This window comes from Legionella stuttgartensis, from assembly GCF_977063405.2.
Window position 1 is genome coordinate 297,457 of record NZ_CDRUHA020000093.1, and the last position, 15,149, is coordinate 312,605.

The window sequence follows — 15,149 nt, forward strand, 5'->3', positions numbered from 1 at the left end:
GAGGCCTGATTCATGCCCCAAAAATCCCGTTCCGCTGCGTTGCACTAAGGCAGAATTAAAACTCGAAACTGCCAATTACCGACTCATTTTCAGGAACAACTTCTTGAATCACTTCCAAACTCTCTACTGGTGTTTTTGCAGGATATTTTTTAAATCGCAGTGCAACAGGCCTTAAGTAGTCTGGATAATAAGGCTTTATCAAATGCTCATAAGTGGCAGCCATCGCCTTATTTCTTCCACTGGGATAAACTTCGAAATCATAAGCTTTTTCTGTCCACAAGCACATCACTGAACACTCTTCAATCAAATAATCAAGACAGAGGCTAAATGCTCGTTCATGATCAACATCCACAGCAGAAAATCGGCTCAAGTATCGGGTTAAAAACTCGTCAATATTAGCATTAATTGCATCACGAAATGATTCATTGGCATTATATTCCTTTTGCACACGAATATGATTGTTAATGTAGTTTTGACTGTTATACCAATCATCCCAGCGCATAATCTCAAAAGGAATGGTTAATTCATTATAAGCCATTTCATTTCGTTTCAACCAATCATCCCCTTCTTGTACAGCTAACTGATATAATTCATCCGGGGCTGCATAATTCATAATACCTATAGTGTGACGTTGAACACTATCATCAACAAGAATGGTACACTGTTTAAATGAGGCGTTAATTAATTTAATAACCGCTGCGAATTTTTCGCCCTCATGAATCGCTTGTCCAACACTAATTGGCATAAGACAAGAAGATTGAGGAAAGAGTTTTCGTTCTTCTACTGGGTTTTCTCTAAAGGAGGCCTTTATAATCCTATTATCAATTAAGCTCATGCTTTCAAACCTCCTTTGATTCGCTTGTTACTACTTTCTGCATAAAAATAAACCATATTTTATTTGATAAAAATCATTTTGTCTATTAATGTATCATCCACGAAGCATCAATTACATAATAATTACTTAATGTTAATATTGTATAATTTGTGTAATATATGTAAATATAAATCCTAAAAGTGAGCATAAAATGTCTTATAGAATAGATAATTCTGGTGGCGGTGACTGTGGATTTTATGCTTTTGCAATAGGATTAATCAACACCATTCAAAACGAGCACGCCCTCGACGGAACAAGTAAAACCTATGATCGTTGGAAAACCGAGGGGCTTCGCAACGTCGATTTGCAAGAAATTCTAGAAGTTGACTTAAATCAATTGTATCACTCACCTAGAAATTACAAAAATCAACTCTTATTCATGTTACAAATGTCCTTAAGAAATATCGCTTTTAATATATACAAGGACGAAGTGATTAATAGAAAAAGAGGGGAAGAGGTATTAAAAGACAACCGAGCTCAAATTGAATCAACCCCAATATTTGGCAAATTTAAAGAACTGGTTCAATTTTATTTAGATAATAAAGGTTCTCTTGCTAGTATAAGTCAATTTAATGAATTAGCTTTATCTCCTGAAGTTCTACTCTTAGCAAAACAAACCGCTCAGACCTTACGTGAAACACTTGAAAAACCATCTCCTGTTTCACCAGAGACAATTGTGCTCAACCATATTCGAGATGTAGTGATACATGACGTAATATCTGAAGACAAAGAAAATCCACACTCTGTGATTTTAAAGGGCGTAGAAAAAATCAAGGAACAAGGGCGATGGGCTACACATGATGATTTAAAAGAAATCGCCGCACATCTTGATGTAAATCTTCACGTGGTGGGTAAAGAAAATGGAGTAGCTAGACCTCATCTTCCAACTGTTACTCTAAATAATGAGGGTAATGCACATTGGACAACGAGTGTCGAACAATTAACTCAGCCACAGATTAAACCCTCTAAAGAAGAGTATATTGAAAAATCCCCTGTACCCCATAAACGCCAAAAACGAGCAGAAAAAGACGGATCCTTTTCTAAAAAAGAAGAGGAAGTGATTGTCGCAACTGTAAGCACTCAAAGCGAAAAAGATAAAGTTGACCTTTATCGAAAAAATGTAAAAGAACTCATTCAAGCTGCATCGGCTCAAGGTATGTTTGCTCAAGTTAAAAATAAGATTGATGTTGATAAGATTGATAAAGCAGAGGCTCTTACAAATGAAAAAGGTGAGCAAATAGAATCCGATGAGGCTTTTGCCGAACGCTTACAAGAAGCTGAAATACGACGCGTTCTTGGGTAAGAGTCCTAAAACTGTTCTCCATACAAAAGTATAAATTCCACTTGTCATATTGCTCTATCTTAACTATTTTTATAAAAATTACCTGGCTAATTAAGGCATATTCGTGATGAGCAACATTCAACGCTTTATCAAAGCCCAACAAGGCCAAGATATGTATGTTTCATTCCAAGAAGCTTATGCTGAACTTGAAGCTGGAAGCAAACAAAGCCATTGGATATGGTATATATTTCCTCAATTGAAAGAACTTGGATTTAGTTCAATGTCGCAACATTTTGGTGTGGTTGATTTCAAAGAAGCCTGTGACTATTTGCAAAATGAAGTATTGTTCGGTAATTATTATGCAATTGCTCAATTGGTAGAGCAACAATTAAAAAGAAAAATTCCGGTTCTTATGCTCATGCATGGAGAGGTTGATACCAAAAAACTGGTCTCCAGCCTCACCCTATTTCGAGAAGCAGCGTCTTTTCTCTCGCATCAAGGAGAGACATCTCAGAACTTTGATGCACTTGTAAATTGCTGCGACCAAATTCTTAAAGAAACCTCAAAACAAGGTTATACTTCCTGTGAACGAACACTTAGTTCGTGCGGCAGCAAATAAATCCCCCTAATTAGAATAAATTAAACGTCTTAACTGAGTTTTTTCTTTTTTGCAAAAGTGTATGATTGCTGCATAAACAAATTAGTTTTTGGAACCAAAAATATAATGAAAAAGTTCGCTGGCACTTTTTTTCTTTTCTTAAATCTGAGCGTTCAAATTTCAAACGCGAACAATCTCACTCCAGTAGAAAATCAAATAACTCAGTACATTACAACTCAATCTCAAGCGCAACTTTTATTACTGGAACAATTAGTCAATATCAACAGCGGCACTACCAATCATAAAGGCATTCATAAAGTTGGAAATATTATACGTCCCCAATTAGAGAAACTTGGATTTAAAACATCTTGGGTTGCTGAGCCACCAGCCCTTCAACGGGCGGGAACATTGGTTGCCCAGCATACCGGTAATAAAGGCAAGAAACTGCTTTTAATTGGCCATCTGGATACCGTGTTTCCTGCAAATAGTCCATTTCAACATTTTGTACGTAAAGGAAATGTGGCAACAGGTCCAGGAATCATCGATGACAAAGGTGGCGTGATTGTTATCCTTTATGCATTGAAAGCATTGCAAGAAACACATGCTCTAGATAATGCAAATATAACGATTATTTTAACAGGTGATGAAGAAGACTCGGGAAAACCGATCTCAATTTCGAGAAAACCTTTAATTGATGCGGCAAAAAACAGTGATATTGCCCTGGATTTTGAATGGTCAATTACATCAGATACAGTCACCGTTGCACGTAGAGGCATAGCACACTGGGAAGTGGTGGCATACGGCAATGAGGCCCACTCCTCTGAAATTTTTCAACAACAAGCAGGTTATGGCGCTACATTCGAGCTAGTAAGAATCCTAAATACAATGCGCACTAAACTGAGTCGGGAGCACTTTTTATCATTTAATCCAGGTCTTATTTTAGGAGGGACCACGATTAACAATAGAAATAGCATTCAAGGTGCTGCTTTTGGTAAAGACAATGTGATTGCAAAAATTGCTATGGCAAATGGCGACTTACGTTTTATTACTGAAGATCAAAAAAATGAGGCCGAGAAAAAAATAAATGATATTGTTGCGGATCATTTGCCAGGAACCACGGCCTCTATTAAATTTCAAGATGGAATACCGAGTATGCCTCCTACTGCTGCTAACGAGGAATTATTACGACAATACAGCCAAGTAAGTGAGGACTTAGAACAAGGAATGGTCCTACCTCTTGATCCAGCAGCCAGGGGTGCAGGTGATATCTCCCACATTGCTTTCCTCGTCGATGGAGCATTAGCAGGGTTAGGCCCTGTGGGTACTGGAGCACATTCTGAGAAAGAAACTTTAGAAATCTCTTCGCTTCTAACACAAACTCAACGTGCATCCCTATTGATTTACCGATTAATTAACTCTTAAAGATAAACAGAGCATAAGCTATATTCGAGGTATTTTATGCAAGTCACAATTAAAAATTTATTATTTCTTATTTCTCAATTTTAACTGTGTTTCTAACAAAGACACTATAATATGATTAAGGGGTTCCTTTAATTAGTTCAGGACTAACTCTCACTAATTGGGCATAGAGCTAAATTGAGGGGTTCCGTTAAATATTTAACATGCACTTTTTTATGGGTGGCTGATTTGATTCCTTATATTCGTCGTAGTTCTTACTTTAAATTACCTCCTAATTTTTATGAAGTGATTGAACCCACACCGATTGTAGAGCCTTATTTGGTTAAATTTAATCAAGAATTAGCTTCTTATCTTTGTGCACCCCATTCCTTTTCGTCAACTGAATCAGACATCGTTCCTTTTTATGCAGGCAACGTGGTTCCCCCGCATCTTGAAAGTATCGCATTGGCCTACGCAGGACATCAATTTGGATACTATGTACCTCTTTTAGGAGATGGCCGTGCTGTATTACTTGGTGAAATACGTAGCCAAGATGGAATTTTATGGGATATTCAGCTCAAGGGTTCTGGGAGAACAATGTTTTCACGAACCGGTGATGGCAGAGCACCACTTTCTGCGGTATTAAGAGAATATCTGATTAGCGAAGCAATGCATGGATTAAATATTCCAACCACTCGATGTTTGGCTGCGATCGCAAGCAAAGAACAAATTTATCGCCAAAATGGTCCTGTACCCTTAGGGGTTTTAACCCGAGTGGCATCAAGTAGTTTACGAGTAGGCTCGTTTGAATATGCTGCGGCTCAAAAAGATGATCAGTTACTTAGAGCGTTAGCTAATTACGCTCTTGAAAGACACTACCCTGAACTTTTACCCAGCGCAAACCCTTATCTTGAATTATTTACAAAGGTTGTTGATCGCCAAGCACATCTTATCGCTGAGTGGATGGGGGTAGGCTTTATTCATGGAGTCATGAATACGGATAATATGACTATATCGGGGGAAACGATTGATTATGGTCCCTGTGCTTTTATGGATGAATTTGATTTTAATACGGTATTTAGCTCTATTGATCTTGCCGGACGTTATGCTTTTGGAAATCAAGCCTCCATCGCCAAATGGAATTTAGCGCAATTGAGTCTGACTCTACTGCCGTTATTTAAAGACGGGCACACACAGCAGCAAATGCAAGAAGTGCTTCACTCATTTACAGAGCGCTTCTCTCTATATTGGAATAGAAAAATAAGAGAAAAGTTAGGTTTTTTTGATGAAGAAATTCAAGCGGTGGAACTTATTAAAAAGTTCTTCGGACTATTACAACAATATAAACCCGATTTTACAAATACTTTTCGCCTAATGAGTCAAGCCATTGATTGTGAACGCTATCAGAACAATTTAATAGAGACTTTGGGGAATCAACCCGCCAGTGAACAGTGGGTTAATGACTGGTTAAGTTGTATCAAACAACAAAAAATTAAAAGCTCTGAATTAAAGACTAAGATGAATCGAGTTAACCCCGCCTATATTCCCAGAAACCACTTAGTTGAAAACGCAATTCGAGATTTCATTGAGCACAATGACAGCACTCTAATGGATAATCTTTTATCAGTCCTGAAAAATCCCTATCATCAACAAGAAGGAACTGAACATTTACAATGTTTACCATTGCCTCATGAGCGAGTTTACCAAACATTTTGTGGGACCTAAATTGTAGATACAAGGCCTTTACGACATGTCATCTTGAGGAGTTTACGACGAAGGAGTTCGTCTTCCAATTCAACTTAAGCTTTATGACTTATAACAATACCCCCACATCCCGCGGCTTGGCCGCGGGATCCAGGGATTGGGGCACTAAACTCACTTTTTCCTGAATGCTGCGACCAAGTCGCAGCATATAGCCCTCAGTGACTGTCAAGTAAAACTAAAGGTGAATTGGAAGCACCGCGTTCGGTATAACGTCTCTTCTGCTTTTTTAGCTTGGATGCAGCGTAGCGGAACCCGGAAGTTAGAGATCTTATTTCTGAATAGAAATCTCAGGCTTCGCTTTGCTATACCTAGGCTTCAAGAACAAATTAAAGTATTTTTTGATAAAGAACTTCTTTTAATAAAGCGCCATCCTCGTAAAACTCGGCTAATTTAGTTGAGTTCGTGGCTTCAAAACCTAAAGCATCATAGAATTTTCGGGCTTGAATATTGTCTTCGAATATCCATAGCAGTATTTTTTTGTACCCCTGGTTTGCAAGTTCAGAAATTGCTGCCATACATAATTGGGTACCCAATCCCATACGCCAGTACTCAGGATGCAAATAAATTGCACTGATTTCCCCCATTGAATCATCTGCACTAAAATCACGAAAAGGACAAATACTCGCAAAACCAATAATTTGATTATGAACTTCCATAACTAATACTTTAACTTCCTGCTCTATCAAGTCATGCCACTGCCGTGTTCGTTCCCTTAAGGATAAATTTTGTAATATAATTTCAGGAATGAAATCTCGATACATCTTTTGCCAGGAACAAATATGAATTTTTGCTATGGCCTCGGCATCATCTAATGTGGCTGTTCTAATATTGGGTGTTACATTTTTAATCATAATAAAAACCTTAAAGACGTAATTAATTTCTATTTGCAAATAAATTATTCACGTTTTTTAAAATTCACTTTTAGATAACCTAATATGTACTATGCTATGTTAGAATGGCGAAATTGTCACTAAAAAGGATTTAGCCATGCATAAAATCAAAAAGAAAGAACAAATATTCATCGGCGCTTTGGCCTTATTTTTTTCATCGATAATTACTGCAGAAACAGTGACTAGTGAGATTTCTACCACAGATGGAGCTTCAATAGGAAAAGTCGTGTTTGAAGACGGTAAGTATGGATTACTTATTACCCCCCACCTTACTGGACTTTCTGCTGGCGTTCACGGTTTTCACATCCATCAACACCCTGATTGCGGCGACCACGCCAAAAACGCTGGTTCACACCTAGATCCAGCGAACACTCAAAAACATCTTGGTCCCTATGGCCAAGGTCATTTAGGTGATTTACCAGTCTTGATTGTTGACAGCAATGGATCAGCGAATGTGCCCACATTAGCACCTCGTTTAACAACCAAAGATATTAAAGGACACGCCATTATGGTTCATGCAGGCGGAGATAATTACAGTGATAATCCTCCTTTAGGAGGTGGTGGTGATCGTATTGCATGTGGAAAAATCCCTTCATAATACAAAAATAACGTTTTTCATCCGGATTCAGATACCGTCTAAATCCGGACTATCCCAGTCGAAGTAACCGGTGAGCAAATTTTTTAATTAAAGTATTTCATTTATTTTTATTAATTGGCATGATACGCCCCAAAATAATAATAAGGGAAATGTGATGTCTAGTTTTTTTTCAAAAATCGGATCAACTTGGCGAGAATACTCTGGTTTGAGAGCTAAATACTCTAATTTAATTCCTATACCTAATCCCTCCTATTTTCGTCCAATTGATGATATAGCTGACTTTACTAGCTTACTTATCAACCCTATCCACAACCCTATCTGGCTAGGTGTCAATGCGCTATTACTCTTTTTGAAAAGCTTTATTTATTTAGCAGCTACAGCATTATTACTTATACCCGCTTTATTGTTAGCAGTTTGTGCACCCAAAACAAACGCTTGTTCTTCATTTCAAAAAGCCGCAGCGCATACAATTGTGGATGCAACCATGGGTATTATTGCAACATGCGCAGCAATCGCTGCTATTGTTTTTAATCCAATATATCTACTTACTCGATGTCTAAGCACTGTGGTTGATCACTTAAATGACATCACTGAATCGTGTTGTAATTTAACTATTGCTCATTTTTAATCGAGTAATAATTTAAATAAAAACCAGGGTGGAGCGAAAGCGAAGCCCAGGTCTCATTAAACTCCTTTTCAGCTTACTCAAACTACAGCTCTCTGTTTAAGACGATTGACTGTATTTACCAATTAATTCGGTCTGCTCAATAATATGATTCTGCATGGCAGTTTCTATTTCTTTTTTTGTCGCATGTTCTCCAAGAGTTAATGAGGTATCCAAAGCATAAAGTTTGAAGAAATAACGATGAGTACCGGTTGGGGGACAAGGTCCACCATATCCTGTTTTACCCCAACTATTTCTTGCACTTATTGCTTCCGATGGAACCCCAGTTTCCAATTTAAGCTCATGACAATCTGCAGGTAAATTAAATAATATCCAATGTATCCATAAACCCATTGGAGCGTCTGGATCATCCATGATTAAAACAAAAGATTGGGTATTTTTAGGTGCATTATCCCATACTAATGGTGGCGAATGATCAGAACCATTACAAGTATATTCTCTAGGAATAAATTCATTATGAGCAAATGCAGGGCTTTCTAGTTTCATTGCATACTCCTTTTAATGAAACATTTAATTGCAATTTAGACTATTTTTGAACAAAAATACAGGGGTATTAAGGTAGAATCATCAAATTAGATTTTTAATTTTCCCCTTAAAATCTGCCAAAGCATGACAAAATCCCCCATCAGGCTATATAAAGGATAATGAAATGTAGCCGGTTTATTTTTTTCATAAACGAAATGCCCAATCCAGGCAAATCCGTAACCAACTACAAGCATCAGAACAAGCCATAAACCATGCCAAGTCCAAAGGAAGAACATCAAACTTAGACAGGCTAAAGAAGTCCCAAGAGCATGCAAGCGTCGACACATCACTGTTTTATGCTCATTTAGATAAAAAGAATAAAACTCATCAAAGTTTTTAAATTTCTTATAATTATTCATAAGAAGTTAGGAAGTCCTGCTAATTTTTTAAATTATAGTTTAAAAGCGCATTTAAATGTTATTATTAAAGATAAGGATGTTTTTTCTTAATCACCGTGGTGCCTTATACATAATGAATGAGATCAATGTAGAACAATTAAAAAATCTACTGGATGAAGCAACCAAGAGTATTAAATCATCAGAACGTCTTCTTGATGAATTAAATAAAGAGCCGGTAGACGAATCATCTTCCACAGAGGATACAATTTGTTCCATCCAATTAGTTTTACAATATCGTTTAAGTAATCAAGATACCCTGGCTATACTCCTAAGCATTGATCAAAACTTGCTTTATCTCTTAGATATTCAGCCACGAAATTCGTCTAAAATGAATATGGATCGCCTTGCCTATGCTTTAGGTAATGAAGATTTAAAACAAGTCATTCATGCGCTGACGTTACTCGTTAATTCTCTATTAAGAATTACACACCGCTATCAAAAAGATCACTTAAGTTTTGAATTAAAAGCGCATCAAAGTAGACACATCAGACAAAACACATTCATCAAAGGAATGCAAAAACTGATTTTGCTACAGGATCATTTTTTAAGTTTGATGCGTAAACTTGCAGAAAATGTGACCTTACTTTTAGAGTATCAATCCGTAGGACCGCTTTTTGATCATATAGCCGCGCTGAGAGGCCCAATATCCCAATATTATCAAGCCACATTACATGGTCTTGGGGTCGCTAAAGAACTTTATGAAAAAATTAATAAGAACGAGTTGCTGAATCAAAAACTCGATCTTCTCTTAAAGCAAGCAGAAGAAGTGCTCACTATCATGCCTTCAATTTATAAACCGCAGCCTCATTATAATTTGACCCCACCAAGTAATACCTTAACTCAACCAAGCAATACTTTGACACTACCAAAAACACTCTCTTCCGAGCAGTTAGAGCAACGTGCAGCAGCCAAGCGATTACGCCCCTTTTTCAATTAGAGATTTTTAAAAGTAGAGGATACGTCACCCCAAACGTAGTGAGGGATCTCCTGAAGATGGGTATGAGTAAAAATCAGGAGATCCTTCGTCGTTCACTTCCCAGAATGACATGGTTGTGAATGTCTCTTAGAGAGACAAACTTAAGTTGTCACTCTGGTTGTGGCCGGAGCTGAATTACAAATAACAACCAATGCCATCGTAACCAATTATATGACATGACTTGTAACCACTTTGTTCGAGTCGATAACTTACAGAACCATAATAGGCAACAATGTTTCCATCTTTAGTTTGCTCTACATGAGGTTTTTGAAAGTTCTCTGCACTCTCACAGGTAGCACGGTTTTGTATCCAGACTCCCCCCTCGGAAACAATACGCCTGGTACTTGGAGTCAGTGCGTTACTTCCACAATCCTTAATGGCCAAATGTTCTATTTTGGGGGCAGAAAAGATTAGATCATAACCTGCTGCTGCCGCTTTTACTGCATTTTCAGCATCCAAAATACCATGTCCACAAGGTTTTTTACCTACACATGATTTATTCGCATCAGCACTGACTCCAAAATCATGTGTTGTTGAATACAGTAATTGTTCTATTTGTTCCGGACTAAGTACTTTCTCACTTGCAGCAAAAATTAATCCGGCAACGCCAGCAACATGAGGGGTAGCCATACTGGTTCCCTGATAAAAATCGAAGCCAGATCCATTATATCCCCCGCCAGGATTCACTGTGGATAAAATTCCTCCCCAAATACCATAACGCTTGTCTCCCCCCGGAGCGGCTAAAGTAACACTTGGGCCGTAGTTCGAAAAATAGGATCTAAGGCCTTCAGGTCCAGTAGAGGCCACTTTAATGGTTCCATTGCAAATCGCAGGTGCATTAAAATGTTCCCAAACGTTATCATTTCCCGCTGCGACCGCCAATACCGCGCCTTTTTTGCGTGCAAAAAAGACTGCTTCTTGTAGTGCTTGATCACAATAATCTATTTCATCTTTAGGACCTCTATCGACCCCAAAACTCATGTTTAATACTTTTGCAGGGTGAATGTTTTGTGGTATCCCAGGAACATCGCCTCCTACTGCCCAATATATTGCATTAATAACGTAGCTCTCATAAAACATCCCATTAGCTCCAGGAATTTTTAAAGGAAGAATTTTTAAATCCTCCCCCATTCCACTCATGACGCTGCCATAACCGGCAATGGTCCCGGCAACATGAGTACCATGGTACGATCGGGTTTCATCAACCAAATTATTATTATTTCCAGCAAAATTCCAACCCCATAAGTTACCGGAACTATCCTTTACTAGGTTATTTATTAAACTGTCATTTAAAGCAATTCCAGTATCTAATACTGCAACCACTATTGGCTTTTTAGAAAGCCCAGTGGTATATGCCCAAGCTCCATCTCTAAATCCAGGCTTGGACTCCAACATAATTCCTGCAGGGCGAGAAAACTCATCCCACTGACTTTCGTGTGTTAATATATCACCTGTGCCCAGAATCTCTGGATCAGGAACAGGTTTAAAATAACTTACTCTGTCTTTAACTGCATATAAAACTTGAGGATTTTTACGCAAACGCTCTAAAACCAAGGATGTAGGATCCTCATTATCGCCTTTAGCTAAAGTGCTGTTTGTTGAGTCTAAAATTAATAAAAAGGCACCATTGGCCATAGGATTTAATTCTTTTACGGGTAATTGGGTTATCTGTTTTATTTGTGACTTTAAAGAAGAAACGCTGGTCATTTGTTCTTTATATTTGATTATTACTCGCACTGTATCTTCACCAGTGGAGGCAAAAATACCTTGCGCCATAGTTAAAAGACCTAAACCTAAAATCCCTGATTTAAACATGCAACAATCTCCTTATAAGAATACATCGAAATCAGTATGCTATAAGAAAAAGGGCAAAACAAGATGAGCCCTATCCCAAAAATGCTACCCTCCTATCCTTAATGTAGTAAGCTTAAAAATAGATGATTGAAATTCTTAAGACGCTCTATATACTCCATCTATGGGCCTTTATTTCTATTTATAAAAACTGATCATGGAGCTACGATATTTTTTTTATAAAACAGCCACTCGTTGCATACGAAAAGTGCAATCCCTGCTTGGAATAACAACTGTAGGAGCACGCGCTATTATTTTAAATCATGAGAACAAGGTCCTTTTGGTAAAACACACATATCAACCCCATTGGTATCTTCCAGGCGGTGGTGCAAAGAAAGGTGAGTCGGCTAAAGAGACCCTTATACGTGAATTAAAAGAAGAGGTAGGAATAATCCCCATTGAAGAACCACAATTATTTGGGATTTATTTTCATATGTATATGGGGGTAAGTGACTATCCGATTGTTTTTATTATTAAAAGTTTTACTTCTACTCAAACTTATTCGTTCGAAATTGAACAAATGGCCTGGTATGATTACTATCAATTGCCTGAATTAGTTAGCCCTGGAACGAAACGAAGGCTTGATGAATATTTTGTGCAAAAGGCGCAATCAGATAGATGGTAAAATTAAACCATGTTCATGTTTACTCAAGCGGTTGGATTTGAGTGCAGGTTTGTGAGAAATTTTTTACTAAACAAGCGTGGCCTATAGCCTGAGTGAAAGCACAAACCTTAACTAGGGAAATCTGAGCGAGGAAAACCTGGGTTCCGCTGTGCTTCACCCAGGCTACGAATTTACAAATCAATATCGATATTGCTCCGGCTTATAAGGACCACTGATTGCCACGCCTAAATAGTCGGCTTGTTCTTTCGTGAGTTGGGTTAATTTCGCGCCAATTCTCCCCAAATGCAAGCGAGCTACTTTTTCATCCAATAACTTTGGCAGAACATACACTTCTAGGTCATATTGAGCAGCATTTTTAAATAATTCGATTTGTGCCAAAATTTGATTGGAAAAAGAGGCTGACATCACAAAACTTGGATGGCCTGTAGCACATCCTAAATTAACCAATCGTCCCTCAGCTAAAAGAATTAAGCGCTTACCATCTGGAAAAATAATATGATCCACTTGGGGCTTGATATTTTCCCATTGATATTTCTTCAAACTGTGAACATCGATTTCAGAATCAAAATGACCAATATTGCATAAAATAGCCTGGTGACGCATACGTTTCATATGATCGTGAGTCACTACATGGTAATTACCCGTGGCAGTCACAACGATGTCTACCTGCTCGGCTACATCATCCAAAGTCACAACACGATATCCTTCCATTGCAGCTTGTAGCGCGCAAATAGGATCAATTTCTGCGATTAAAACATTCGCACCTTGACCACGTAATGCTTGAGCACATCCTTTACCTACATCACCATAACCTAAAATTAAAGCGACCTTTCCAGCAATCATTACATCCGTCGCGCGTTTTATTCCATCCAGTAACGATTCGCGACAACCGTACATGTTATCAAATTTGGATTTAGTTACGGAATCATTCACATTAATCGCTGGGATTTTTAAATCACCCTTTCTAGCCATTTCATATAACCGCGCAACACCCGTGGTTGTTTCCTCAGAAACGCCTTTAATTCCAGCTAACAGTTCCGGGAATTTTTGGTGAACCATTTGTGTCAAATCACCACCGTCATCCAGTAGTAAATTAGGAGTCCATTGATTCGGTCCAATAAGAGTTTGTTCTACACACCACCAATATTCTTCTTCAGTTTCACCTTTCCAGGCAAAGACAGGAATACCTTTTGCGGCAATTGCTGCAGCAGCATGGTCCTGTGTAGAAAATATATTACAGGAAGACCAACGAACTTCAGCGCCTAAAGCGATCAACGTTTCAATAAGCACTGCAGTTTGAATTGTCATATGCAAACAACCTGCAACGCGAGCACCTTTTAATGGTTTCGTTGCAGCAAACTCTTCACGCAAAGCCATTAATCCTGGCATTTCAGTCTCGGCTATCGCAATCTCTTTGCGTCCCCAAGAAGCCAGTGACATATCAGCTACTTTATAATCTTTTGTCATATTGCTCCCTGCCTCTACCTTATTGACTAGTTCCATTAGCTCTCCTTATAAAGCTTTGCTTAACTCCGTAACCTTATCCAAACGTTCCCAAGGTAAATTCTCGCGTCCATAATGGCCATAAGTAGCTGTTTGCTTATAGATTGGACGAAGTAAATCATGATATTCGATAATACCTTGTGGCGTTAAATCGAAATTAGAGTGAATTAATTCAATTATTTCACCATCTGATAAACGACCTGTACCAAAGGTTTCAACAAAAATAGACGTGGGTTCTGCAACCCCAATTGCGTAAGAAACTTGAAGTTCACATTTATCAGCCAGTCCAGCCGCTACTATGTTTTTTGCTACATGTCGTGCTGCATAAGCGGCAGAACGATCTACTTTAGAGGGATCCTTACCCGAAAAACATCCCCCACCATGTCGCGCCATACCACCATAAGTATCTACGATAATCTTACGACCAGTTAGTCCACAATCCCCTAAGGGGCCGCCAATCACAAAACGCCCTGTCGGGTTAATGAAATAACGTGTTTTATGGGTCAACCATTCGCCAGGTAATGTGGTTTTAATAATTTCTTCACGTACTGCTTCAACTAAATCATTATATCCAATTTCAGCTGCATGTTGTGTTGAAAAAACAACTGTATCAACCTCAACAGGTATACCTCTTTCATATTTTAAGGTTATTTGACATTTAGCATCAGGTCGCAACCAGGGTAATGCTCCTGATTTACGTAAATGAGCTTGTTTTTCCATCAAACGATGTGCATAAGCAATGGGAGCAGGCATATATACATCGGTCTCACGGCTGGCATAACCAAACATTAAACCTTGATCTCCCGCACCAAGCATTTTTGTTTCTTTATTATCTACGCCTTGAGCAATATCAGGAGATTGCTTACCAATGGCAGAGAGTACTGCACAAGACTCCCAATCAAAACCCATTTGTGAGCTGTTATAACCTATATCTTTAACAACTTGTCGCGTTACGGCCTCCACATCAACCCATGCTTTAGTAGTAATTTCTCCACCTACTAAGACCATACCTGTTTTAACAAATACCTCGCAAGCAACACGCGCAGCAGGATCTTGCATTAAAATAGCATCTAAAATTGCATCAGAAATCTGATCTGCGATTTTGTCCGGATGTCCTTCAGAAACCGATTCAGAAGTAAAAACGTGACTTTCATTCATTAGTTAATCCTCTAATTATATGTG

Annotated in this window: 15 protein-coding genes; 8 read left to right on the forward strand and 7 right to left on the reverse strand. The window is 38.3% G+C overall.

All coding sequences use genetic code 11. From position 1 onward, the window contains the following. Window positions 1–55: 55 nt before the first annotated feature. Complete coding sequence (locus ACWTEW_RS31490; RefSeq protein WP_454781911.1) at window positions 56–835, reverse strand: hypothetical protein; 780 nt, start codon at window positions 833–835, stop codon at window positions 56–58. A gap of 190 nt (window positions 836–1,025) precedes the next feature. Between ACWTEW_RS31490 and ACWTEW_RS31495 the strand changes: the two genes are divergently transcribed. From ACWTEW_RS31495 to ACWTEW_RS31510, 4 genes are all read left to right on the forward strand, one after another. Further along, window positions 1,026–2,177 (forward strand): hypothetical protein, encoded by a 1,152-nt coding sequence (locus ACWTEW_RS31495; RefSeq protein ID WP_454781912.1) that lies wholly within the window; start codon window positions 1,026–1,028, stop codon window positions 2,175–2,177. A 106-nt stretch (window positions 2,178–2,283) separates the two neighbouring features. Continuing rightward, window positions 2,284–2,775 carry a DUF1810 family protein gene (locus ACWTEW_RS31500; RefSeq protein WP_454781913.1) on the forward strand — a complete coding sequence of 164 codons (492 nt, stop codon included), beginning with the start codon at window positions 2,284–2,286 and terminating at the stop codon, window positions 2,773–2,775. 105 nt (window positions 2,776–2,880) lie between these two features. Continuing rightward, on the forward strand, window positions 2,881–4,176 hold the full coding sequence (locus ACWTEW_RS31505; RefSeq protein WP_454781914.1) for a M20/M25/M40 family metallo-hydrolase: 1,296 nt from the start codon (window positions 2,881–2,883) through the stop codon (window positions 4,174–4,176). A 216-nt stretch (window positions 4,177–4,392) separates the two neighbouring features. After that, entirely contained in the window at window positions 4,393–5,877 is a 1,485-nt protein-coding gene (locus ACWTEW_RS31510) for a protein adenylyltransferase SelO (RefSeq protein WP_454782063.1), read from the forward strand. 365 nt (window positions 5,878–6,242) lie between these two features. On the opposite strand, the gene ACWTEW_RS31515 is transcribed toward ACWTEW_RS31510, so the two are convergent. Continuing rightward, window positions 6,243–6,767 (reverse strand): GNAT family N-acetyltransferase, encoded by a 525-nt coding sequence (locus ACWTEW_RS31515; RefSeq protein WP_454781915.1) that lies wholly within the window; start codon window positions 6,765–6,767, stop codon window positions 6,243–6,245. Window positions 6,768–6,903: 136 nt separating this feature from the next. On the opposite strand from ACWTEW_RS31515, the gene ACWTEW_RS31520 reads away from it, so the two are divergent. Both ACWTEW_RS31520 and ACWTEW_RS31525 read left to right on the forward strand, forming a co-directional pair. Next, the gene (locus ACWTEW_RS31520; RefSeq protein WP_454781916.1) at window positions 6,904–7,404 is read left to right on the forward strand and encodes a superoxide dismutase family protein; all 501 of its coding nucleotides are present in this window, start codon (window positions 6,904–6,906) and stop codon (window positions 7,402–7,404) included. A gap of 154 nt (window positions 7,405–7,558) precedes the next feature. Then, window positions 7,559–8,032 (forward strand): hypothetical protein, encoded by a 474-nt coding sequence (locus tag ACWTEW_RS31525; RefSeq protein WP_454781917.1) that lies wholly within the window; start codon window positions 7,559–7,561, stop codon window positions 8,030–8,032. A 96-nt stretch (window positions 8,033–8,128) separates the two neighbouring features. Here the strand turns inward: ACWTEW_RS31525 and ACWTEW_RS31530 are convergent, their stop codons facing one another. Together ACWTEW_RS31530 and ACWTEW_RS31535 are read right to left on the reverse strand one after the other, a co-directional pair. Further along, window positions 8,129–8,575, reverse strand: a complete 447-nt coding sequence (locus tag ACWTEW_RS31530) for a YbhB/YbcL family Raf kinase inhibitor-like protein (RefSeq protein WP_454781918.1) — start codon at window positions 8,573–8,575, stop codon at window positions 8,129–8,131. 86 nt (window positions 8,576–8,661) lie between these two features. Next, window positions 8,662–8,973, reverse strand: a complete 312-nt coding sequence (locus ACWTEW_RS31535) for an Mpo1-like protein (protein WP_454781919.1) — start codon at window positions 8,971–8,973, stop codon at window positions 8,662–8,664. Window positions 8,974–9,085: 112 nt separating this feature from the next. On the opposite strand from ACWTEW_RS31535, the gene ACWTEW_RS31540 reads away from it, so the two are divergent. Beyond that, complete coding sequence (locus ACWTEW_RS31540) at window positions 9,086–9,949, forward strand: hypothetical protein (protein WP_454781920.1); 864 nt, start codon at window positions 9,086–9,088, stop codon at window positions 9,947–9,949. 174 nt (window positions 9,950–10,123) lie between these two features. On the opposite strand, the gene ACWTEW_RS31545 is transcribed toward ACWTEW_RS31540, so the two are convergent. After that, a complete protein-coding gene (locus tag ACWTEW_RS31545) occupies window positions 10,124–11,803 on the reverse strand; it encodes a S8 family serine peptidase (protein WP_454781921.1) in 1,680 nt (559 codons plus the stop codon). A gap of 193 nt (window positions 11,804–11,996) precedes the next feature. On the opposite strand from ACWTEW_RS31545, the gene ACWTEW_RS31550 reads away from it, so the two are divergent. Then, window positions 11,997–12,464: an NUDIX domain-containing protein gene (locus tag ACWTEW_RS31550; protein ID WP_454781922.1), complete on the forward strand. Its 468-nt coding sequence runs from the start codon at window positions 11,997–11,999 to the stop codon at window positions 12,462–12,464. Between the two features lie 177 nt (window positions 12,465–12,641). Here ACWTEW_RS31550 and ahcY read toward each other — a convergent pair whose 3' ends face one another. After that, window positions 12,642–13,967, reverse strand: coding sequence for an adenosylhomocysteinase (ahcY, locus tag ACWTEW_RS31555; RefSeq protein ID WP_454781923.1), 1,326 nt, complete (start codon window positions 13,965–13,967; stop codon window positions 12,642–12,644). Between the two features lie 9 nt (window positions 13,968–13,976). Next, window positions 13,977–15,125 (reverse strand): methionine adenosyltransferase, encoded by a 1,149-nt coding sequence (gene metK / locus ACWTEW_RS31560; protein ID WP_454781924.1) that lies wholly within the window; start codon window positions 15,123–15,125, stop codon window positions 13,977–13,979. Window positions 15,126–15,149 lie beyond the last annotated feature (24 nt).

Bases quoted from the DNA above. Each gene is read 5' to 3' on its own strand.
- ACWTEW_RS31530 (WP_454781918.1), bottom strand. From the start codon at position 8,575: ATGAAACTAGAAAGCCCTGCATTTGCTCATAATGAATTTATTCCTAGA.
- ACWTEW_RS31535 (WP_454781919.1), bottom strand. From the start codon at position 8,973: ATGAATAATTATAAGAAATTTAAAAACTTTGATGAGTTTTATTCTTTT.
- ACWTEW_RS31505 (WP_454781914.1), top strand. From the start codon at position 2,881: ATGAAAAAGTTCGCTGGCACTTTTTTTCTTTTCTTAAATCTGAGCGTT.
- metK (WP_454781924.1), bottom strand. From the start codon at position 15,125: ATGAATGAAAGTCACGTTTTTACTTCTGAATCGGTTTCTGAAGGACAT.
- ACWTEW_RS31490 (WP_454781911.1), bottom strand. From the start codon at position 835: ATGAGCTTAATTGATAATAGGATTATAAAGGCCTCCTTTAGAGAAAAC.
- ACWTEW_RS31515 (WP_454781915.1), bottom strand. From the start codon at position 6,767: ATGATTAAAAATGTAACACCCAATATTAGAACAGCCACATTAGATGAT.
- ACWTEW_RS31550 (WP_454781922.1), top strand. From the start codon at position 11,997: ATGGAGCTACGATATTTTTTTTATAAAACAGCCACTCGTTGCATACGA.
- ACWTEW_RS31540 (WP_454781920.1), top strand. From the start codon at position 9,086: ATGAATGAGATCAATGTAGAACAATTAAAAAATCTACTGGATGAAGCA.
- ahcY (WP_454781923.1), bottom strand. From the start codon at position 13,967: ATGGAACTAGTCAATAAGGTAGAGGCAGGGAGCAATATGACAAAAGAT.
- ACWTEW_RS31545 (WP_454781921.1), bottom strand. From the start codon at position 11,803: ATGTTTAAATCAGGGATTTTAGGTTTAGGTCTTTTAACTATGGCGCAA.
- ACWTEW_RS31520 (WP_454781916.1), top strand. From the start codon at position 6,904: ATGCATAAAATCAAAAAGAAAGAACAAATATTCATCGGCGCTTTGGCC.
- ACWTEW_RS31525 (WP_454781917.1), top strand. From the start codon at position 7,559: ATGTCTAGTTTTTTTTCAAAAATCGGATCAACTTGGCGAGAATACTCT.
- ACWTEW_RS31500 (WP_454781913.1), top strand. From the start codon at position 2,284: ATGAGCAACATTCAACGCTTTATCAAAGCCCAACAAGGCCAAGATATG.
- ACWTEW_RS31495 (WP_454781912.1), top strand. From the start codon at position 1,026: ATGTCTTATAGAATAGATAATTCTGGTGGCGGTGACTGTGGATTTTAT.